Origin of the sequence: Jatrophihabitans sp. (assembly GCF_036389215.1) — a bacterium.
Taxonomy (GTDB): Bacteria; Actinomycetota; Actinomycetes; order Mycobacteriales; family Jatrophihabitantaceae; genus Jatrophihabitans_A.
The window spans coordinates 1-20700 of sequence record NZ_DASVQG010000224.1; the positions used below are offsets into that span (position 1 = coordinate 1).

Consider the following 20700-nt stretch of genomic DNA (forward strand, 5'->3'; position numbering starts at 1 on the left):
CGGCGTCCCACCAGCGCCGGTTGGCCCGGGCGGACTCGGCGGCATCGACCCACCGCCGGGCGACGCCGACCGTTCCCAGTTCCGATTCGGTGCCCATGCCTGGAGAATCTAAACCGCGCACCTGGCGGGGAGGGTGCGCCGAATCAGCGGATTTCGCCGGGACAGACCCCTGGAGTAGGCTAGGCGCCTGCGGTACAGGTCTGTGGCCTCGACATGGAGTAGGCCACTCGTCCACTCTCTGCTGGCAGTCAAAGCCGGCCCGGGACTGGCTCGAACCCGGACTCGTCCCCGCGCCGTTCTAGAAACCAGGACCTACCCACTACATGACGTCCACAATCGATCCGACTCGCACCACCCCGCAGGTTGCAGTGAACGACATCGGCTCCGCCGAAGACTTCATGGCGGCAATCGATCTCACCATCAAGTACTTCAATGACGGAGACATCGTCGAAGGCACCATCGTCAAGGTCGACCGTGACGAGGTCCTGCTCGACATCGGCTACAAGACCGAAGGCGTCATCCCGTCCCGCGAACTCTCCATCAAGCACGATGTCGACCCGTCCGAGGTCGTTTCCGTGGGCGATGAGATCGAGGCCCTGGTCCTGCAGAAGGAGGACAAGGAGGGCCGGCTGATCCTGTCCAAGAAGCGCGCCCAGTACGAGCGCGCCTGGGGCACGATCGAGCAGAAGAAGGACAACGACGAGGTCGTCGAGGGCACGGTCATCGAGGTCGTCAAGGGCGGCCTGATCATCGACATCGGCCTGCGCGGCTTCCTGCCCGCCTCGCTGGTGGAGATGCGCCGCGTCCGTGACCTGCAGCCGTACGTGGGCAAGGTGCTCGAGGCCAAGATCATCGAGCTGGACAAGAACCGCAACAACGTGGTGCTCTCCCGCCGCGCCTGGCTGGAGCAGACCCAGTCCGAGGTCCGCAGCGACTTCCTGAACAAGCTGGCCAAGGGCCAGGTCCGCACCGGTGTGGTGTCCTCGATCGTCAACTTCGGCGCCTTCGTCGACCTCGGCGGCGTCGACGGCCTGGTGCACGTCTCGGAGCTGTCCTGGAAGCACATCGACCACCCGTCCGAGGTGGTCGAGGTGGGCCAGGAGGTCACCGTCGAGGTGCTCGACATCGACCTGGACCGCGAGCGGGTGTCGCTGTCGCTCAAGGCCACCCAGGAGGACCCGTGGCGGCAGTTCGCCCGGACCCACGCGATCGGCCAGGTCGTGCCCGGCAAGGTCACCAAGCTGGTTCCGTTCGGCGCGTTCGTACGGGTCCAGGACGGCATCGAGGGCCTGGTGCACATCTCCGAGCTGGCCGAGCGCCATGTCGAGATCCCGGAGCAGGTCGTCAACGTCGGCGACGAGCTGCTGGTCAAGGTGATCGACATCGACCTGGAGCGGCGGCGCATCTCGCTGTCGCTCAAGCAGGCCAACGAGGGCGCGCTGGCCGAGGAGAACTTCGACCCCTCGCAGTACGGCATGGAGGCCCAGTACAACGAGAAGGGTGAGTACATCTACCCCGAGGGCTTCGACTCCGAGACTCAGGAGTGGCTGCCGGGCTACGAGGAGCAGCGCGAGGCGTGGGAGAAGCGCTACGCGGCCGCCCGCGAGCGGTTCGAGGCGCACAAGCGGCAGCTCGAAGGCGCCCAGAAGGCCGATGCCGACGCCGCCAGCGACAGCGGCGAGGCGACCTCGTACTCCTCCGAGGTGCCGGCCGAGACCAGCGGAACGCTGGCGTCGGACGAGGCCCTGGCGGCGCTGCGGGAGAAGCTGGCCGGCCGCTGAGCCTGCTCTGACGCCGCGGCGGGGCCTGCGTTCACCAGCGGGCACCGCCCGTCCGTACCACACATGAAGCCCGGGAGGTTCGCCTCCCGGGCTTCATGCTGTCCGGCGGTTACCGTTGACGGCGTGGCAGGCAGACCCGCATCCGCATCCGCATCGGCACCCGCGGCCGTGGCCGGGTTGGCGGTCGGGGTGCTGCTGCTCGCAGGCTGTTCCCAGGCGGCGGCGCCGAACGGCGGTGCGGGCTCGTCGGCGTCCAGCGGGCCGGCGTCGAGCAGCGCGCCGACCTCGGCGAGCAGGCCGGCCTCGCCCTCACCGACGGCCGCCGCCACCGGCGAGCCGTCACTGGGCGGCCGGTGTGAGGACCTGCTGCCGGTCGGCACCGTGAACATCGCGCTGCGCCGCACCGTGATCGGCCGGACCGCCTTCGTGCTGGGGGTCGCCGAGCCCGACATCGGCCGGCTGACCTACCTGAACTGCCGGTACGGCCTGGCCGCGCCGGTGAAGGGCAAGCCGGCGCCGGTGCCGCAGGTGGAGGTCGGGATCAGCCTGTACAACTCACCGGCCCAGGCCAACCGGCGGGTGCAGGCCACCATCGACTACTACCGCGCCCACAACGCCGTGGACCGGGCGGTCCGGGTCGGCAGCGCGCAAGGAACGCTGCTGACCGGCTACGGCCTGCCGACGCTGGTGGTGGCCGCCGGCCCCAGGACGGTCGCGGTCACCGTCACGCCGAAGCTGCTCGGGACGGGCGCCACCGCGGAGCTGGCCGCGCTGGCCAAGGCGGCGCTGGACGCGACCGCGCACTACACGCTGGGCTCGGCCGGCGCGTCGCCCAGTTCCACCGGCTGACATCCCAGGACGGCTGCGTGGTGCTCAGGATCGGGCTGACCGGCGGGATCGGCAGCGGTAAGAGCACCGTCGCCGCCCGGCTGGCCGAGCTCGGCGCGGTGGTGATCGACTCCGACCGGCTGGCCCGTGAGGTGGTCGAGGTGGGCAGCCCCGGCCTGGCGCGGGTGGTCGAGCGTTTCGGGGCGGACGTGCTCGGGCCGGACGGCAGCCTGGACCGGCCCCGGCTCGGCCGGCTGGTGTTCAGCGATCCGGCGGCGCTGGCCGATCTGAACGCGATCGTGCACCCGCTGGTCCGGGCCCGCAGTGAGGCCCTCAGTTCGCAGGCGGCCGCCGCCGGGGCTGTGGCGGTGGTGCATGACGTCCCGCTGCTGGTGGAGAACAAGCTGGCGGCTGGTTATGACACGGTGATCGTCGTCGAGGCGCCGCTTGAGCTGCGGTTACAGCGGCTGGCCGGGCGGGGCCTGGACGAAGAGACCGCCCGGGCCCGGATCGCGGCCCAGGCCACCGATGAGCAGCGGCGGGCGGTGGCCGACATCGTGCTGGACAACTCCGGGTCGGTGGCGGAGCTCGGCGCGCAGGTGGATGCGGCCTGGTCGGGGCTGGTCGGGGACGCTTCGGGTGGTGGCTGAGCCCGGCGTCCGTGCCTGGGAGCGAGGCCGGCGCGGGTTCGGAGCGGGTCCACCCGGTTTGGAGCGGGCAACAGCCATCGGCTAAAGTTTCGCACGGTGCCGGTGCTGGCAGCCTCGGGGACTAGTCGTCCGAGGCGGAACATCGGGTCGACACCATGCGGACGTAGCGCAGCTGGTAGCGCACAACCTTGCCAAGGTTGGGGTCGCGGGTTCGAATCCCGTCGTCCGCTCGGTGGACGCCATAGGCGTTCCCCAGGCCGGGCAGCCGGTCCCTGGTGGAGTGGCCGAGAGGCGAGGCAACGGCCTGCAAAGCCGTGTACACGGGTTCAAATCCCGTCTCCACCTCGTAGCCGACTACTCGCGGTTCGCCGCGCGTGGTTGGAGTACGGGCGATTAGCTCAGTGGGAGAGCACTACCTTGACACGGTAGGGGTCACTGGTTCAATCCCAGTATCGCCCACAGTTCCTACCCCAGGAGGCCTGCGGTAGAGCACTTGAGGGTCAGCGCGGCCTTGTTGGATCCGACATGTGACCCGTGGTCGGTTTCGGCAGGCGGCGTGATCAGGGGGCTTTGGCGGCGAGTTCTTCGCGCGCCTGCTCGTAACCGGCTTGGCGGGTGCGTTCGAGTTGTTCATTGGTGCGGCGGCGCCGCCGGATGCGGCGACGGCGCAGCAGCACGCTCAGTGCGATGGTGAGTAGCAGCATGCCGATGGCGGCCCTTAGTGGAAACACGATGAAACGTCGGCTAAGACTGGTGGGGTGTCCCGTTCCGTCGTCAGTGGTGACGGTGACTCGGCAGACACAGATCAGCGGTAGCTGGGCTCGGCTGCCGATGATCCGGGTGGCACCGCGCAGCACGGTGAAGTCGGGAAAGGTGACCTGAGCGCCCTGGACGGAGGCGTACAGCGGGGCTGCTGCGAGGTAGTCGCGGTGCACGGTGCCGGTGTTGTGGATGCTCGCGGTGAGCTGGGCAGAGCGGCCGTCGACGAAGCGGGGCACGGTCAGCCCGGTCAGCGCGGTGCCATGCACGACAGGTCCTGGTACGGAGATCAGCAGTTGGGTACCGACGCCGCGGTTGATCGCGACGTTGTCGTCAGTCTTGCCGCTGGGTACCGAGAAGACCAGCCCGACTTGGTGTTCGCCCGGGTCCGGGCGGGGCGGAATGGCAATGCGGACGCGGATCTGCTGGCGCTGTCCAGGGGCTAGCACGAAGGTGGTGGGTGTCACCGTGAGCCAGGACGCTGCCGACCGCGGGCTCGCCGGGACGAACTGGATGGCACCGTCGGGTGCCTGGGTGAAGTCGTAGCGCAGCGCGTTGACTGGCACCATGCTGGCGCCGTTGTTGGTCAGCGTGATGATCTGGGTGCTGGGCTTCCCGGTGGCCGGCACGACAAGGCGGGTCGGGGCCAGAGTGAGTGAGAAGGGAACGAGCGGCGGGTCGGCCGCTCGCGCGGCAGCCCCGGGCAGCACAACGCCGACAGCGGTGAGTACCGCGAGGAGCAGTGCGAATCGCCGCAGACCCGGCAGCCGCCGCGGTGTGGGGAGCTGCCGGGTCACCTGGCTTCTACTTCGTGGTCGCGATGTAGTTCAACGCGACGCTGTAGCTGTCGGAGTTGACGAACGGTACGGCCATCTGCATGTCGTTGGTTATGGTGTCACCGGTAGACAGGGACTTGCCGTTCTGGCTGTGCACCGTCACCGCGGCAGTGGCGCTCAGCGCGGTGTAGGTCGCGCCCGTGTTTTCCTTCACCGTCAGTGCTGACACCGGAATGGTGTCGGTGTTGCCGGCAGTCGCGCCGGGCATCGTCGCAGCGGCTGCCTGCACCCCGACCGTGTAGCCCAACGTGTTGTTCGTGGTGACCTTCATCGTGACAGCGGCCGAGCCGGTCGCGGTCGCTCCTGGCGCACCGGTCAGAGTGAACGCCGGCGTCAATCCCGACAGCGTGATCGAGGCCTGCACGTTCGCCGTCGCGGTAGCCGTACCCGGTGACGTTGCCGCTAGCGCCGGCGCTGCCGCCCCGACCGTGACAAGTCCCGCCACCATCGCGCCAGCTGCCGTCATATTGCGTACCAAGTGCTGTGCTCTCATGTATTACTCCAAACATCGGTGAGGCCACAAAGGCCATCCCCTTCATATCGGCAATAGCTCTCGATATCTGAGGCTGGTGAATCGTGACGGCGCGTCCGGAGACTTACTTGTTTGAGAACTCGGCTGGTTCCAGGTCCCTGGTGACGGTAGTAGGCGGCCTCGAGTTCTGCGGGTTCAGTGACGACGTTGTGACGCGGTCCTTCGCAAGCTGGTCGGGCATGCACCTTCGTACCAGGGGGCAGAGGTGGGGCCACAGCGCAGGCAGCGTTTCCGACTGACCGAAACGGCCGTCTCGTCGAGCCAGATAACGAGTAACGCCGCGGATGAACCCGCCCCGTCGTCGAGGTCCGGTCAGAAAGCGCCCGGATCCCGGGCCGGCGGGACCGGCCAGCCACTGCCTCAAACCCTCCGGGCGCCGATGCAGGCACTCTTCTGGCAGGACTTCTCGGCTGTACGAGTGCACACCGACACCGCCGCCGCGGCTGATGCAGCTGCCCTCTCGGCCCGAGCGTTTACCGACGGCGTGCACGTCAGATTCGGTGCGGGCCAATGGCAACCCGACACCTCGGAAGGTAGGCGGCTGCTGGCACACGAACTGGCTCATGTAGTGCAAAGCGGCGGCCGGTCCGCGGCGCAGCCGCATGGTGTCGACAGCTCCGGTGGCCACGCAGAGGCAGAGGCAGAGGCGCACAGGGCGAGTGTGCTGGCAGGCCTGGGGCTGCCGACCGGGCGGATTCGCGCGCCACTGTCGACGGTGGCATTGACTCCTGTCAGCAACCAAGTAACCCCCTTGATTTCCTATTCCGCGACCGACTGGGAGGTAACTGCGGCGGAGGAACAGCAGGTAGTTGCCTTGCTGAGGGCTGATCCCAATTTGTCAACGACGATCATCGACCTGAATGCGGCCGGAATGCTGCGGGCGATGCTGGAGCGCATCGACGAGCCGGCGAACCGGCGCGACCTGCTCCGGTTACTCGGCGCCGGGTTGAACGCCGCGGCTCGAGCGGTCGTCGAGCCGATCATCCAGGACCTGAATGCTTCTGCTGGAGCGACGCAAGGGGCGCAGATCCAGTACAACCTCGGCCGTCTCGGAGTCAGTGGAGGTGCCGCGCCGTTCAACCGCGCGAGTTACAACGACCTGATCGGCGGATCCATGACCGCGTTCACGGGCTCGGGTGCGACCGGGGTGAATCCATCTGATCGTGGATACATCGACTGGGCGCGCGCCGGTACCAGCGCATTCGACGACCACATCAATCCGGTCGGAAGCCTGTCCCGCTACCTGTCCTCGCTCACGCCCGCCCAGCGGCGACGGCAGGTCGAGTTACTGGTCAACCAGCCGATCAGCACCAATTTCGGCGACTCGTACGCCGGGCAGTTGCCATCTCGACTGCAGGTAATCCGGGCGGTAGCCGCCGCGCACCGACTTGAGCCAGAACTGGTCACGGCGATCATCCTGGCCGAGCAGCGGGATCAGTCCCTGGTCGAGGATGCCCGAGACTTCATCGGCGCACTTGTCTTCAGCCGCAACACCTCCATCGGCCTGGGGCAGGTGACCGGCTCTACCGCACAGCGTCACGACCTCTTCGCCGATATGTTGACGGAGCAGCCATCGCCGTTCGCGGCAACTACTGCTCGGCATAGTGCCAACAATCCGGCCCAGATGGCATGGCTGCTGAGTTCGGACGAAACCAATATTGCGGCGGTGGCGCGCTATGCACGCATTCTGGCCGACGACGGCTCGCGGCGCAGCATCGCCGCGCTGCCCCGCACCCAGGCGGCCTTTCCCGGCATCGATCTGCCTGCCTATGCCAACCCGTCGTCAGCGTGGCCAGAGGACAACATCGGCGCGCTCGGGATGTATTACACGTCGCGAGCCTGGACCGACGACGTCCGCTCGGCGGCCTGGGGTTGGTTCGTGCAGCAGGCATACCAGGACGTCAAGGCGGCTCGTGTGTTCTAGACCTCAGATGCCCGCGAACCGGTGGCCGCTGCTGAACGGATTGCCTACAGCACCCGCGAGGCTGGCATGCCTGACCTGAGCCAAAGGAGTCCACGCCAGTTAGGGAACCAGCGCTCCAGAAAAGCATTTGTTCAATATTGCGCGGTTTAACCCTCCGTGCCGTTATTGCCGTGCGGATTATCGATAGACTTCCGCCATGTGTGCTTGCTCGTCCCTGTCGTTTCCGCTGACGAAACGGGGCAGTCTGAAGTCACGTTCCTTGGGCTCCGCTTCTAGCTGGGCGCCGTTCCGCGCTGTTCAGCCCGTCCTCTTTCAGCAGCCGCCGCGTACACGTTCATCCTGGCGCATCAGTATGGGTCGATTCAGTCGGCGAACTGGCGTCACACCGACGCACATGCTCGACCCCACGTGCCTTGACCTCTCATCATGATCAGCGATCCGGGTCGAATATCAACTATTCGTCAATGAATTGAATGGATGACGGTGACTATCTACCTTGTTGTGGGCCTCCCCGGGGCGGGGAAGACCACCCGAGCCAAGGAGTTGGAGAACAGCGAGTCCGCTCTTCGTCTGACCCCCGACGACTGGCAGCTAGCGATCTTTCGTGGCGACGACTCGAGGCGGTGGCGGTCGAAGGACCGGGCTGATCAGCGTGACCGGATCGAAGGCAAGCTCGTGGCGGTCGGTATGCGGGCTGCCCAGTTGGGCATCAACGTCGTCTTCGACTTCGGCCTGTGGGGCAAGGACGAACGATCAGCGCTCCGTTGGATCGCAGGCACGCTGGGCGTCCACGCCCAGGTCGTCTACCTGCCGATCAACTTCGAGGAGCAGCGCAGACGCATTACCAGTCGGTACGAGACCGAGCCGGGTCAGTTCCAGATGAGCGACGCCGAACTCAAGCAGTGGCACGTACAGTTCCAAGCACCGGACCAGGCGGAACTGCGAGACACCGAGATCCCGCCGGTACCGCCCGGGCATGCGACCTGGTCGCAGTGGGCGTCCCAGCGCTGGCCGTCATTGCATGATCAGTACGGGCCCACCACTTAGCCAGCGTGTCGCTTCCATTCGTATCCGCAGGGTTCCGCAAACGCCAAAGGTGCGAGTACGCGAGGCCTCGAACATCATCTACGCGCTTTGCTAACGTCTATCTAATACGTGGTGCTGGCTCTCTGTCGCCGCGTCTCGGATGGCGATTTATTTGATACCGATAACACAGCCTCTTTAACATGCAAATGACGGTACGGCGCTCTTGACAACGGCGAGATGGCGCGCTAACTAAATTGTGTGTCGCAAATCGATTGACGCCAGCATGGCGTCGCTGCTCTCCCACGAATGGAGGCCGTCGATGGGCTCTCACCGCCGTTCCCGACTAATCGTTATCGGTGCCGCTGCCACGGTTTTGGCGCTGCCGTGCGCCGCGTTCGCAAACACAAACCTCATCACCGTGCCAGGCACAGCGGTGCTGTTGAGTACGAGCGGCAGCGGCGCGCTGAGTTCGACCTCGTCGAATACGAATATCTTCTCGCCGGCAGCGTACGTCGACTACAAGCGCTTCGGCGGTGAGCCGACGGTCACCGTCGACCGGTACCCGTTCACCGGCGTCAGTTCTCCCAACAGCACGAACTGCCCCGGCGGGTACACCACCACCGAGTGCTTCAAGGACATCGTCTACGCCTCGTCGCCCAACGGGTTCGCCTATCCGCACTACAGCCCGTTCTGGAAGTCCGACGATCTTGGCCGAACGTTCCGGGTGCCGTGTCACACGCCGGCGCAGGGCCAACCGTGCGCCACCGGAGGCGGGGGCGGCGACAGCCACACGGCGGTCGGAGAGCTCACGCACCGGCTCTTCTTCGTGGACCTGCCCGGCCCGGGCTGTATCACCAACAACGTCTCTGACGACCAGGGCGAGACGTTCGTCGCCGACAACGTCGGCTGCGGTTCCAGCCCGGGTGTCATTGACGACCGCCAGTGGGTCGAGGCGGACGAGACATTCCCGGGGTCGAAGAACGTCTACATCTCCTTCATCAACGAATCAAACCTCGCGGCTCCGTCGCTGTCGCTTGCCCGGTCCCTGCACGACGGAAGCCCTGGCACCTTCGTCACGGACTCCACCTGCAACACGCTGAACGCCCAGTCCCCGACGGGCCCGATCATCAACGGGCTGCCGACAGTGGGCGCCGGGGACAGCCAACCCACCGCCTGTCCGGACCCGGCCGACAAGGATTTGCAGATCGCCGGCCCGGTGGTCGCGGATCGGGAAGGTTACTCGGGCCGGCCCACCGCGACGCACAACCTGTACATCCCGTTCGTCCGCGGCACGACGATCACCCCGGGGCTGGCGGCCGGGCCGCCGTACTCGCTGTGGGTCGCGAAGTCCACGGACGGGGCGACGACCTGGACGCGCAGCAAGGTAGCCGATCTTGGCGCGCACAACCCGGTCAACCTGTTCCCGCGGCTGACGATCGACCGCGGCGGCAACCTCTACTACACCTGGTCCCAGACCCAGGGCCCCGAATCGGATGACTCCGGGCTGCTCGGCGAGCAGGACGTCTATTACACGTTCTCGACCAACGGAGCACTCACGTGGGCGCCCCCGATCCCGCTCACTCAGGAGACCGGCGACTCCGCAATCATGCCGTGGATGGTGGCCGGCGACCCCGGACAGGTCGACCTGGTGTACTACCGCTCCAGCGACGGCTTGAATTCCAACGTCGACGACACCGGCGTGTGGAACGTCATCTTCGGCCAATCACAGAATGCGCTGAACACAGGGTCGAACTTCAAGAATGTGCAGGTCACCGATCATCCGATGCACGTCGGCGGTATCTGCACGGCCGGCCTTGCCTGTTCCGGTGACCGGGACCTGCTGGACTTCTTCACCGTCGACCTTGACCACCTGGGCGCGGCCAATGTGATCTGGGCCGACGACTACACCTCGGCCACCAGCGACACCCGCAACAAGTTCTCCCGGCAGCTGTCCGGCGCGAGTGTCTACAAGAACACCAGCATCAACCTGTACAAGACGTGGGGCATCACCGACCACGCGGTCACCGACCGGGCCGGCGACGTCTTCGACTCGGCCGGCCTGCCCAAGGCCAGCTGCCCCGGGATGGACGTGCTCGCGACGTCAGAGAACCGCTCGGATTCCCTGGTGACGATCACGCTGACTTTGAACGCGCCCCCGTCGGCCGGCAACGCGATTGCCTGCGGCGGTCCGCCGACCACAGGAGGACTGTGGGGTGCCGAGTTCTGGGCGGCCGCGTCGGGCGACAACGCTCCGGCGGAGAACTTCTACCTGGCCTATCGCGACAACCCGCCAGACGGCGCGGCACGGGTCGAGGGCGGCCGGGTGTACAAGGTCAATGCGACGACCACCTCCCTGGAGTTCGATCCGAGGACGTTCGGGACGCTCGGCGGCACCTGCTTCGCCACACCGCCGCCGCAGGGTAGGTGCACGATCAGCATGACCGTGGATGTGTCATCGCTCGGAATCAAGCCCGGGGCCGGGCTGTACTCCATCACCGGGCTCGCCACCTACCAGGCGGGAACCGCGACGTCTCCCATGTTCACGCGGCTCGCGCTCGGCAATTCCGAACAGGCCGACGCGGCGACCCCGTTCGACGACAACGGCACGGGCCAGACACCCTGACCGAGATGCGTGCAGCATGTCCCCCGGCTTTGGGGGACATGCTGCAACAGCAGTCGTTCGCGACGGCCAGCGGGAGCAACTACGCGGGGTCGCCGGCCCGGGAGTTGAGCGGGCGGGTCCACCACTCCGAGGCGATGTCCAGGCCAGCAGCCTGCAGGGCCGAACGCTTGGCGATGTCTTCGAATGCGGTGATCACGACGACCTGAACGGCTCCGCGCTCGCGCGCGGCGTCGGACACGGCCCGCAACAGGTCCAGTCCGACGGTCGGCCACGAGTCGGGAGCGGTGACGGTGAAGTCGTCGATCAGGCAGGTCGGGCCGCCCGGGTCATAGACCGGGGGCGCCGGCGTGAGTCGCCCGATCGCGAAGCCGACGACGGTGTCAGTTACCGCCACCCTTGCCACCACGTCGTGCTCGCCCAGCAAGCCGGCCAGGTAGGGCCGCTGGCGGGCGGGCGCATCGGGTGCTGGCCGCCAGAAGATCGGCTGGTAGGTCGCGTACTCCCGGCGTCGGGCCTCTGCCAGCTCCAGCATTGCGCCCAGGTCCTGCGGCTCGGCCGCTCTGATTGTCGCCTGCCCGGCCATGCCGCCATGTCCTCCCCTGCAACCCTCACCGGGCCCTGGCGCCACTGATGGCCCATCCTCGACCCCAGACCATTCAGCGGCGGAGCGGCCCGTCCCACTGCATTATCACCGGCGCCCTGGAATTGGCCGCCATCGTCCCTGTCGCCTCTGCCAGCAGGAGCTCGCGGCCTACCGCCCTGTCGTTGTGCTGGCACGAGCCGATGACCGCGTCGACGACGGGGATGGTGTGAGCCATGATGGGTGATGCCCTTCGACGCCGTCGCGCCCGCGCTGCACGGCCGGGCCCTGTCGGCGCAGCACTGGGACGATCTGACGTTCCTGCACTGGCCGGTCGACCCGGGCCGGATCACCCGGTTCTTTCCGCCCGGTGTCCGGCCTGATGTGTTCGACGGCGTCAGCTACGTCGGACTGGTCCCGTTCCGGATGCGCGGTGCCGGCCCAGGCCGCGTGCCGGTGCCCTACTTCGGCAGCTTCGCCGAGACGAACGTGCGCCTCTACTCCGTCGACGAGCAGGATCGCCACGGCATCGTGTTCCTGACCCTGGAAGCCTCGCGGCTGGCCACCGTTGTGCTGGCGCGCGCCAGCCTGGGCCTGCCCTACACCTGGTCGGCGATGAGCGTGACCCGCCGTGGCGACACCGTCAGCTACGCCAGCCGGCGCCGGTGGCCGGACCGGGGGAGCGGCGCGGGCGCAACGGTACGCATCCGGATCGGCGCGGAGGTGACACCGACGCCGACCGAGACCTGGCTGACCTCCCGCTGGGGACTGCACACCCGGGTCGCCGGGCGCACCATCTGGGTGCCCAACGAGCACGGGCCGTGGCCGCTGTGCTCGGCCGAACTCCTCGATCTGGACAGCACACTCGTGGCCGCCTGCGGAATAGACATCACCGGCGCCGAGCTGCTCCGCCCGCTGTGGTCACCCGGTGTCCGGACGACCTTCGGCTGGCCTTCGCAGGTGCCTGTCCCACCCCGGGCGACGGCGGGCAGATGATTGCTCAGTTCGCCGGGAATCGCCAGGATGCGGTCGTCGCCGTCTCGGATTCGCCTGTCCGGGAACCGGTTTCCCAGTCCTGCAGCCAGACGTAGACGAGGGCTGACGCTGGTCGACCGTGATCGGCCGGTGGCGCGTCAGCCCTCGTCGAGCCGGAATCCGGTTACGGCTTGGACGTATGAATGGTCGGATCGCCGCTGATCATCCACACCTCCCGGCTGAGATCGGGCACGAAGGCCCGGTCGCCACCCGGTTCTCGAGTCGTCGGGACGCTGTCGCCCGACGGCTTGTGGATGATGAAGTTCAGCGAGGCCGCCGCGTCGGCCAGCGGAATCTCGAAGACAGCGCCGAAGGCGTCGAAGCGTGTCGGCGGCCGCGGCTTGTCCCAGCTCGTGCCGACACCTTCGCCGATGGCGTCGCCGAACAGGTGCAGGCCCCAGTCGGCGTAGTTGTTGTCGGCGCGGTGGTAATGGATGGTGGCGATGCCCGCCCCGGCGCCCGAGGGCGCGACGACGGTGGTTTCGGTGCGCGCTGTGGAGATGTGGCCGGCGTTGTCCTTGGCGACGGCGAGAAGCTGCAGCGCTGTTCCGGGCTTGAAGCCCGAGACGTCCGGGTACACCCGGTACGGAGCGTTGTCATCGGTGCCGAGCGGCGTCCAGTGCCCGCCGTAGTTCTTCATGTAGAACGACACCTGGTACAGCGAGTCGCCGGCGAGGTTGGCCTGCACCTGGATCCGTCCGCTCGCCTGCGCCGGCGCGCTCAGCGTCATGGTCGGCGCGGCGGCGGAGCGCTGCATCCGATGGGTGGCGCGGTAGACGACCGCCGACATCGCGGGAACGGTGAGGCTCAGCTTCTTGTCAGCAGAGGTGGTCACCGACGCAACCGCACCGCCCCACACGTTCTTGAAGGCCATGCCCGCCGAGTACGTGGGGATGTCCGCGGTCGCCGGAGCGGTGGAGTTGTTCAAGGCGACGACGTACTCGATCTGTTGCTTGGCATCGGTTCGCGAGAAGGCGAAGATGCCCGGCGTCGACGAGGAGTAGCGAATCTGCTGGGCACCGTCGGCCAGTGCTCGGTTGTGCTTGCGCAGGTTCGCCAGCGCCGCGATGGTCCGGTAGAGCGGGTGCGACCGGTCGAAGTTGTTCGCAGCGGGAGTGACGTCGGAGCCGATGTTGTCGTTCTTGCCGGCGTCACTGAGGTTCTGCCCGTTGAGGGGGTCGATTCCGTCGTCGTCGAGGTTGTTGTATTCGCTGTCCTTGCTGGCGAACATGTCCTGCCGGGCCGCCTGGTCGTTGCCGGCTCCGGTGAAGCCCTGCTCGTCGCCGAAGTAGACGACCGGGTTGCCACGGGTCAGGTACAGCAATTCGTGGGCGAGCTTGTCGCGTTGCAGCAGCTGCGCTTCGGAGTTCCCCGGATTGTCGTCGCGCAGGAACATCCCGATGTGACCCATGTCGTGGTTGCCCAGGAACGTGGGCAGTTCGTAGGCGTTCGAGTTCGCGTCGGTGTACCAGTCGTCCTGCTCGAAGAGCGTGCGCAGCTGATCGGTCGGGTGGGAGGCCGCGAACTCTCGTGCCTGTTGCTGATAGGGGAAGTCGAGCACCGCCTGGGCTCGTCCGGTGGTGGTGAAACGGGAGAGGAACGGGACGGAGACGCCCTCGGCGACCTCGCCGAAGGCGAAGAAGTCCGGCTTGCCGACCGAGCGTGCCGTGGCCCGGATGTGCGGGAGGAACTTCTGCCAGAACTCGATGTTGACGTGCTTCATCGTGTCGATGCGGAAGCCGTCGATTCCGAAGTTCCGGATCCAGTAGTCGTAGATGCCTTCCATGCCGTGCACGACCCTGGGGTTCTCGGTGAACAGGTCATCGAGGCCAAAGAAGTCGCCGTAGGTTGAATTCTCACCTGAGAAGGTCGTGTTGCCACGGTTGTGGTACAGGGTGACGTCGTTGAGCCAGTTGGGCACCTTGACCTTCTCATCGCCGGCTGGCAGGACCGGACGGAAGGGGAAGCTGACGTCGGCGCTCAGCGGAGGGAAGGCGTTGGTGCCTGCATAGGCTCGGTCGTCGAACACCGTGCCGTTGGCGTTGCGGTACGGAACCGCCGCTTTCGACACATAGTCGAACGGCGCCGGCCCGCCCGGCTTCTGGGTGTAGGTGATGACGTCCGCGGTGTGGTTGGTGATGATGTCGAAGAAAACTTTCATGTGACGCGCGTGGGCGCCTGCGATCAGCTTCTCAAGCTCCTGGTTGGTACCCAGGTGCGGGTCCACCTGGGTGAAGTCGGTGATCCAGTACCCGTGGTAGGCGGCCGAGGGATACGGCGTGCCCAGGCCCTGGACCGGCTTGTTCTTGAAGCTCGGCGTCAGCCAGATCGCGGTCGTGCCGAGACCTTTGATGTAGTCGAGCTTGGAGATCATGCCCTTCAGGTCGCCGCCGTGGTACCAGCCCTTGCGGGTGGGGTCGAAGCCGGTGACCTCACGAGGGCCGGTCAGGCCGCCTCGATCGTTGGAGGTTGTGCCGTTGGCGAAGCGGTCCGGCATCAAGAAGTAGAAGCGTTCCTTGGTGAGTGCCGCGCGCAACGAGTCACGAGCCATGACTGACCAGGCCTGGCCGGCAGCCGTGGAGCGACCAGCAGGGGCGGCTCCGGCTGCGTTGACGAGGCCGGCGGCGAGCAGTCCGGCCGAAAGTAGGGCTGTGAGGGCGTAGCGCGGCTTATGAGACATCAAGTCTCCTCCCGAAGTGAAGCCTGTGGTGCCGTTATCGCTTCCAGAAAACTCATTAACTTCATAGCCCTGGCGTGGCGTCTGCACAAGCTTCCACCTCCGCAGCGAATGTGACCGTGGTTCCGACGGGTGACTGGCGCGTACGTCCGTGCGGTGTCGGACCGACGGTATGAAGGTGCATACGTGCCCAATATCCCTGACGTCGCACGCCGGGAGCACGAACGGCTTGCATGCGGGATGTGTGGTGGTTAGCGTCTGCCAATAGCTGGGCAGTCAGCTTGGTGGGGCTGTGATCCCGTACCGGCTACCAGTTGTTGTGGCTTGCTCTGTCGGGCTTTCGGCGCCGTTACTGCTACGGAGCATCGATATGACCGATGAAGAATTCGCTCAGCTCACCCAGGACTACATCGCGGCCACTGAGGCGCGGCTCGCGCTGATCCGCGCCGACATCCCGGCGACACCGGAGGCCCGCGCCGTCTACCGCGAAGTCGCCGAGCGGGAATGGAAACTCGGCCAGGTGTGGGACGCCGAGGTCAATCGGGCGGCAACGGACTGAAGGCGGGTACCGGACGCCCGCGCCGGCCGACCGACCGGGCGATCCATCGTCGCGGCGCGGGCGGGAGCGCTCATGACCGGCGGTGGCATCGAGGTGGCACGCGTCTATGACGCCCCGCCCGCACGTCCCGGTCGGCAGGTTCTCATCGACCGCATCTGGCCGCGCGGGATCAGCAAGGCTCAGTCACGGTGGGACGAGTGGTGCCGCGACATCGCCCCGACCACTGAGTTGCGCCGCTGGTACGCCCACCGCCCGGAACGATTCGCCGAGTTCCGGCGGCGCTACCTCGACGAGCTGCGGGACAGCGACCACGCCGAGGCCCTGGCACACCTGGACACCCTCGCCGGACAAGGCAGGCTGACGCTGCTGACGGCCACCAAGGACCTGACGCTCAGCCATGCGCAGATCCTCGCGGACAGGCTGGCCGGTGACCGATGAGCCGCGGCGCACGTGGCGCTGAGGCTGCCTAACCGGGCCGGGTCGCGTCCGGTGTCCCGGACCACGCGGCGTGGGCTGCCTCGGCGACGGCCAGGTCCTGCCAGCCCATCCCGACGCTCTTGAACACCCCGATCCCTGGGTCGGGCGGCAGGCCGGGCAGGTCAGCGAGGTCGATCAGGTCCTCGGCGTCCAGCACTCCCGCCGCGATCGACTGAACGATGTCACCCGCCTCGCGCAGGGCCGTCCCGCGTTCTTCCACCACCACCCGGCCGGCGCGCTCGAAGACCGCGTCATCGAGTTCCCGCGCGGCCGGCTCGTGCGACCCGACCGCGACGACGCAGGCGTGCCCGGCCAGCAGCCGGCCGTCGAAGAGTGGCTGCCGCGCCGTGGTGGCGCACACCACGATGTCGGCCGAGGCCACATCGGCGGCGGTGCCGGCGACCGCGTCCACGCCTTCGGAGCGGAGCCGGTCGATCAGCGCCGCCTGGCGGCTGGGATCCCGTCCGGCCACCCGGACCGTAGCCAGCGAGCGGACCGCGGCGACGGCGTGCACGTGGCCCCAGGCCTGCGGGCCGGAACCGAACACCAGCAGCGTCGCCGCGTCCTGGCGTGCCAGCCCGCGCACCGCCAGCGCGGACAGGGCCGGCGTGCGCAGGGTGGTGAGCGCCGTTCCGTCGACGAGCGCACGCGGGGTCAGGGTGGCGGCGTCGAACAGGACGTATACCGCCTGGATCCGAGGCAGTCCCAGCGTGGGGTTGCCAGGCGCGACGCTGGTGAGCTTCACGCCGACCTGCCCGGCGTTGTGGGCCGGCATCAGCAGCAGCTCGCCGTGCGCCTGCGCCACCGCGAACCGGGGCGGGCCGCCGGCCAGGTGGGCGCCCTGGGCGAGCGCCGTCTCCAGGGCTGCGATGGCTCCCCTCCAGGACACCAGCGATCGCAGCGTGCCGGCGTCGAGAAAGGGCAGTTCCATCTGGACGACGCTCCTCCTGGCTGGCCGCGAGTGCTGCCAGTGTTATACACACATATCACTGCCTCGGCCCTGGATTGCGAGCGCTGCGATGGACACTGCCACGGCCACGGTGAGCGTGACCGATTACCACACCGCGGGCGAGCCGTTCCGGATCGTCACGGCGGGCCAGCCCGAGATCCCCGGCTCGACCGTCCTGGAACGCCGGGAGTTCGCGCGATCCTCGGCCGACGTCGACCGGGTGCGCCGGCTGCTGGTCAACGAACCGCGGGGGCACGCCGACATGTACGGCGGATTCCTCGTTCCTGCCGACGATGACGGCGCCGACTTCGGGGTGCTGTTCTGGCACAAGGACGGGTACTCCACAGCCTGCGGTCACGGCACCATCGCCCTCGGCGCCTGGGCGGTCAACACCGGCCGGGTGCCCGCGGCCGCGGACGGCGACACCGACGTGGTCATCGACGTCCCGTCCGGCCGGGTCACGGCACGGGTCAGCTGTGCCGGCGGCCGGGTCAAGCGAGTGGCGTTCCGCAATGTCGCCTCCTACGTCATCGCAAGGAAGGTGGCGCTCGACACCAGCCGGGGGCCGGTGCTGGCAGACATCAGTTACGGCGGAGCCAGCTACGCCAGCGTCGACGCCTCGTCGGTGGGGCTCGCCGTCGATGCCGCGCACTATCCCGAGCTGATCGCGATCGGCCGTGAGGTCAAGTGGGCCCTCAACGACACCCGGTGGGCCCGGCACCCGAGCGATCGCCGCCTGGACGGCATCTACGGCACCATCCTCGTCGACGACCTGGGGGACGGACCGGACGGCCCGCACCAGCGCAACGTCACCGTCTTCGCCGACGGTGAGGTGGACCGATCGCCCTGCGGCTCCGGCACGTCGGCGCGGATCGCGGTGCTCGCCGACGACGGCCGGCTGGCCATCGGGCAGACCCTGACCCACGAGTCGATCATCGGCACGACGTTCCTCGGCCGGGTGGTGGCCGAGGTGCGGGCCCACGACCGCGCCGGGCTCATCACCGAGATCGAGGGCATGGCCTACCAGACCGGCACGGCGGCGTTCAGCCTCGATCCGGACGACCCGCTCGGGACCGGTTTCCTGTTGCGCTGAGGGGCTGACCACCGTTGCGGCCATGCCTGGGCAGCCGTAACTCTCCGGGGCCGAGCGGCTGAACTTATGCTCGCGAGCGCCCGACGGTCATGACGTCGATGGGTCCGAGGCGAGCAGGGTCAGCGCCGCGCGGACCCGTCTGTCGATCACCGCTACATACCACGACGGCTAGGCATACTTCGCTGTATCACCGAAGTAGCCGCCTGCGGCCATGCGCCAGTCCTTCGTGAGCCCCGTGGCTGTTGACCGGACCGCCTGGACCGGACAGAATCCGCATACCCCGACCTGGGGCCGACCGAAAAGACAAATGTGCACAGCCGGCGATCCCGGCTGTCCTCACGGAGGTAGATATGCTCGGACATCGCACTACCCGCATAGCCCTGGCCGGCTGTGCGCTGGCCGCCCTCACGGTGCAGTTGAGCCCGGCCTATGCCGGGCCGGCAAGGCCTGACGCGACCACCACCGGCACCGCCAGCGTGTTCAAGGTCAACCCGGTGCAGTCCAGTGGCGACGAGAGCCTGACCGATGACAACGACTCAGCCACCGCGGTGCCGGCCAGCGAGTACGCCACCGTGCCACTGCGTAACCTGGACGGCTCGGGCTACCTGAGCGGCAAGTGGGTGAACGTGCAGTCTGCCACCGGCACGCCGGCCTACTCCGCGACCGGCACCTTCGTCTATGACCGGCACGCCGACCAGTTCGAGCAGGTGATGGCCTACTTCTGGATCAACCAGGCCCAGGAGTACCTGCAGTCCCTCGGCTTCGGCTCCACGCTGCGGCCGGTGAACGCCGACCAGCAGCAGGTCAAGATCGACCAGTACGGCGGCGACAACTCCTACCAGACCGACAAGCCCTTCCGGCTCCGGTTCGGCAAGGGCGGGGTGGACGACGCCGAGGACGCCGAGGTGATCGTGCACGAGTACGGCCACGCGGTGCACGCCGCGCAGGTCCCCGGCTACGGCACCAGCGAGGAAGCCGGCTCGATCGGCGAGGCGTGGGGCGACTACCTCGGCATCTCGGTCGGCCTGGACGCCGCCCAGCAGTACGGCTGGCCGGTCAAGACCGACCTGGCCTGCTCGATGGACTGGGACTCGACCTCCTACACCAGCAAGGTGCCGCACTGCATCCGCCGGTTGGACACCAACCTGACGGTGGCCGACAAGACCGGTGAGGTGCACCACGACGGCATGATCTGGAGCCGCGGTCTGTGGGACATGCGCAACGCCTACATCTCCCTCGGCCTCGGCTCGCGCCGGGCCGACACCACGATCGTGGACGCCCAGTTCGACTTCGCGCCGGACACCTCGTTCAGCGCGGCGGCCAAGGCCACCTACAACAAGGCGCTGGCTCGCGACGGCGTCAAGGCGGCCAATGCGGTCCGTACCGCGTTCGCCAACCGAGGCATCGTCTTCTAGGCAAGACAGCCAACGGCAAGATCTGCTCTGACAAGAAAGAGCAGCACCGCGGCATCGCCTTCGTGGCGGTGCCGCGGTGCTGCTCTTCGGCCATGCGGTCTTGGGGAGGCCGGCGATGCCGAACGCCCCGACTAGATCGCCACCCGGCGACCCGCCGAGCCTCAGCCGTGGGTAAGGGTGACGCAGCAGCGACCGGCTGCCGGGTCGAGGCGGGCCTGCAGCCGCGCGTCGGCTGAACCATTCGCCAAGTTCTCGACGAGCCCGCTCATCAGGTCCAGGTTCATCCCGCACACCAGGCCGGTGTAATCCTTCGCCAAGCTGGCGAACGGGCAGTTGCTCAGGGTGATCTGGTCGGAGGTGGCCCGGGGTTCATAACCCTCGGCCTCCAGCACGCCGCACACCGCCGCCACCAGCTCGTCGGTGCCGGCTTCGGGGCCGGCGAGCTCGGACGCCTGCCGCCCCAGTCGCTCGCCGGTCGCGGGCGCCGCCGCCTGCAGCGTGGCAGAGACCGGCCCGCCGCCGTCGGTGCTCGCCGTGATCGCCTCGGCCATCAGCCGTCCGGGCAGCTCGTACCGGCGTTCGGGCAGGCTGACCGCGATGTCGCCGGCCGCTCGGCGGTAGAACTTGGCCGGCCGGCCGGCGCCTGGCCCGGTGCGGCCGGCTGGGCGGCGGTACTCGACCTCCAGCAGGCCATCCTCCTCGAGCTTGTCCAGATGGAACTTGGCCACGTGATGAGCGACGCCGACGCCGCTGGCAGCCTGTTCCCGGCTCACCGGCTGGGAGTGTTCGACGACGAAGCGGTAGAGGGTCTGACGTATCGGCTCGGCGAGGGAGGCGATGCTGCGCAGTTGCGCCTGGATAGCGGTCTGATGCCGCGACGGTGTCATGGGCGCTCGCTTCATTTCTAAAAGGTACTCCTATTGACGAAAGAATGTGAGCGGTCTAACGTCCATTCC

The 20700-nt window shown here is 67.5% G+C and carries 17 protein-coding genes and 3 tRNA genes; 14 read left to right on the plus strand and 6 right to left on the minus strand.

Features of this window, described 5'->3' with window-relative positions; translation table 11 throughout:
• The first annotated feature begins 323 nt into the window (after positions 1 to 323).
• The 6 genes from rpsA (at position 324) to VF542_RS12310 (ending at position 3718) form a co-directional block, all read left to right on the plus strand.
• On the plus strand, positions 324 to 1781 hold the full coding sequence (rpsA, locus tag VF542_RS12285) for a 30S ribosomal protein S1 (protein WP_408651996.1): 1458 nt from the start codon (positions 324 to 326) through the stop codon (positions 1779 to 1781).
• 123 nt (positions 1782 to 1904) lie between these two features.
• Positions 1905 to 2630 carry a hypothetical protein gene (locus VF542_RS12290; RefSeq protein ID WP_408651997.1) on the plus strand — a complete coding sequence of 242 codons (726 nt, stop codon included), beginning with the start codon at positions 1905 to 1907 and terminating at the stop codon, positions 2628 to 2630.
• Between the two features lie 20 nt (positions 2631 to 2650).
• Complete coding sequence (gene coaE / locus VF542_RS12295; protein ID WP_408652027.1) at positions 2651 to 3259, plus strand: dephospho-CoA kinase; 609 nt, start codon at positions 2651 to 2653, stop codon at positions 3257 to 3259.
• 157 nt (positions 3260 to 3416) lie between these two features.
• A tRNA-Gly gene (locus VF542_RS12300) sits at positions 3417 to 3489 on the plus strand.
• A 44-nt stretch (positions 3490 to 3533) separates the two neighbouring features.
• Positions 3534 to 3604: transfer RNA gene (locus tag VF542_RS12305), tRNA-Cys, on the plus strand.
• 42 nt (positions 3605 to 3646) lie between these two features.
• A tRNA-Val gene (locus VF542_RS12310) sits at positions 3647 to 3718 on the plus strand.
• Positions 3719 to 3819: 101 nt separating this feature from the next.
• Here VF542_RS12310 and VF542_RS12315 read toward each other — a convergent pair.
• Both VF542_RS12315 and VF542_RS12320 read right to left on the minus strand, forming a co-directional pair.
• On the minus strand, positions 3820 to 4815 hold the full coding sequence (locus VF542_RS12315) for a hypothetical protein (RefSeq protein ID WP_408651998.1): 996 nt from the start codon (positions 4813 to 4815) through the stop codon (positions 3820 to 3822).
• Positions 4816 to 4822: 7 nt separating this feature from the next.
• Positions 4823 to 5347: a hypothetical protein gene (locus VF542_RS12320; protein WP_408651999.1), complete on the minus strand. Its 525-nt coding sequence runs from the start codon at positions 5345 to 5347 to the stop codon at positions 4823 to 4825.
• 244 nt (positions 5348 to 5591) lie between these two features.
• Between VF542_RS12320 and VF542_RS12325 the strand changes: the two genes are divergently transcribed.
• The 3 genes from VF542_RS12325 to VF542_RS12335 all read left to right on the plus strand — a co-directional run bounded on the left by VF542_RS12325 (position 5592) and on the right by VF542_RS12335 (position 10959).
• Positions 5592 to 7310, plus strand: a complete 1719-nt coding sequence (locus VF542_RS12325) for a DUF4157 domain-containing protein (RefSeq protein ID WP_408652000.1) — start codon at positions 5592 to 5594, stop codon at positions 7308 to 7310.
• Between the two features lie 477 nt (positions 7311 to 7787).
• The gene (locus VF542_RS12330; RefSeq protein ID WP_408652001.1) at positions 7788 to 8357 is read left to right on the plus strand and encodes an AAA family ATPase; all 570 of its coding nucleotides are present in this window, start codon (positions 7788 to 7790) and stop codon (positions 8355 to 8357) included.
• A 262-nt stretch (positions 8358 to 8619) separates the two neighbouring features.
• Entirely contained in the window at positions 8620 to 10959 is a 2340-nt protein-coding gene (locus VF542_RS12335; RefSeq protein ID WP_408652002.1) for a hypothetical protein, read from the plus strand.
• A gap of 79 nt (positions 10960 to 11038) precedes the next feature.
• On the opposite strand, the gene VF542_RS12340 is transcribed toward VF542_RS12335, so the two are convergent.
• Positions 11039 to 11542, minus strand: a complete 504-nt coding sequence (locus VF542_RS12340) for an N-acetyltransferase (RefSeq protein ID WP_408652003.1) — start codon at positions 11540 to 11542, stop codon at positions 11039 to 11041.
• A gap of 243 nt (positions 11543 to 11785) precedes the next feature.
• Here VF542_RS12340 and VF542_RS12345 point away from each other — a divergent pair, with 243 nt between their 5' ends.
• Positions 11786 to 12535, plus strand: coding sequence for a YqjF family protein (locus VF542_RS12345; RefSeq protein ID WP_408652004.1), 750 nt, complete (start codon positions 11786 to 11788; stop codon positions 12533 to 12535).
• Between the two features lie 163 nt (positions 12536 to 12698).
• Here the strand turns inward: VF542_RS12345 and VF542_RS12350 are convergent, their stop codons facing one another.
• The gene (locus tag VF542_RS12350) at positions 12699 to 15254 is read right to left on the minus strand and encodes an alpha-amylase family glycosyl hydrolase (RefSeq protein WP_408652005.1); all 2556 of its coding nucleotides are present in this window, start codon (positions 15252 to 15254) and stop codon (positions 12699 to 12701) included.
• Positions 15255 to 15621: 367 nt separating this feature from the next.
• Between VF542_RS12350 and VF542_RS12355 the strand changes: the two genes are divergently transcribed.
• On the plus strand, positions 15622 to 15810 hold the full coding sequence (locus VF542_RS12355; protein WP_408652006.1) for a hypothetical protein: 189 nt from the start codon (positions 15622 to 15624) through the stop codon (positions 15808 to 15810).
• Positions 15811 to 15882: 72 nt separating this feature from the next.
• Positions 15883 to 16248 (plus strand): DUF488 domain-containing protein, encoded by a 366-nt coding sequence (locus VF542_RS12360; RefSeq protein ID WP_408652007.1) that lies wholly within the window; start codon positions 15883 to 15885, stop codon positions 16246 to 16248.
• A 28-nt stretch (positions 16249 to 16276) separates the two neighbouring features.
• Here VF542_RS12360 and VF542_RS12365 read toward each other — a convergent pair whose 3' ends face one another.
• On the minus strand, positions 16277 to 17218 hold the full coding sequence (locus VF542_RS12365) for an ornithine cyclodeaminase family protein (RefSeq protein WP_408652008.1): 942 nt from the start codon (positions 17216 to 17218) through the stop codon (positions 16277 to 16279).
• 88 nt (positions 17219 to 17306) lie between these two features.
• Between VF542_RS12365 and VF542_RS12370 the strand changes: the two genes are divergently transcribed.
• Together VF542_RS12370 and VF542_RS12375 are read left to right on the plus strand one after the other, a co-directional pair.
• Positions 17307 to 18329, plus strand: a complete 1023-nt coding sequence (locus VF542_RS12370) for a proline racemase family protein (protein WP_408652009.1) — start codon at positions 17307 to 17309, stop codon at positions 18327 to 18329.
• Positions 18330 to 18679: 350 nt separating this feature from the next.
• Positions 18680 to 19744 (plus strand): M36 family metallopeptidase, encoded by a 1065-nt coding sequence (locus tag VF542_RS12375; protein ID WP_408652010.1) that lies wholly within the window; start codon positions 18680 to 18682, stop codon positions 19742 to 19744.
• Positions 19745 to 19905: 161 nt separating this feature from the next.
• Here VF542_RS12375 and VF542_RS12380 read toward each other — a convergent pair whose 3' ends face one another.
• Positions 19906 to 20646, minus strand: coding sequence for a helix-turn-helix transcriptional regulator (locus VF542_RS12380; protein ID WP_408652011.1), 741 nt, complete (start codon positions 20644 to 20646; stop codon positions 19906 to 19908).
• Positions 20647 to 20700 lie beyond the last annotated feature (54 nt).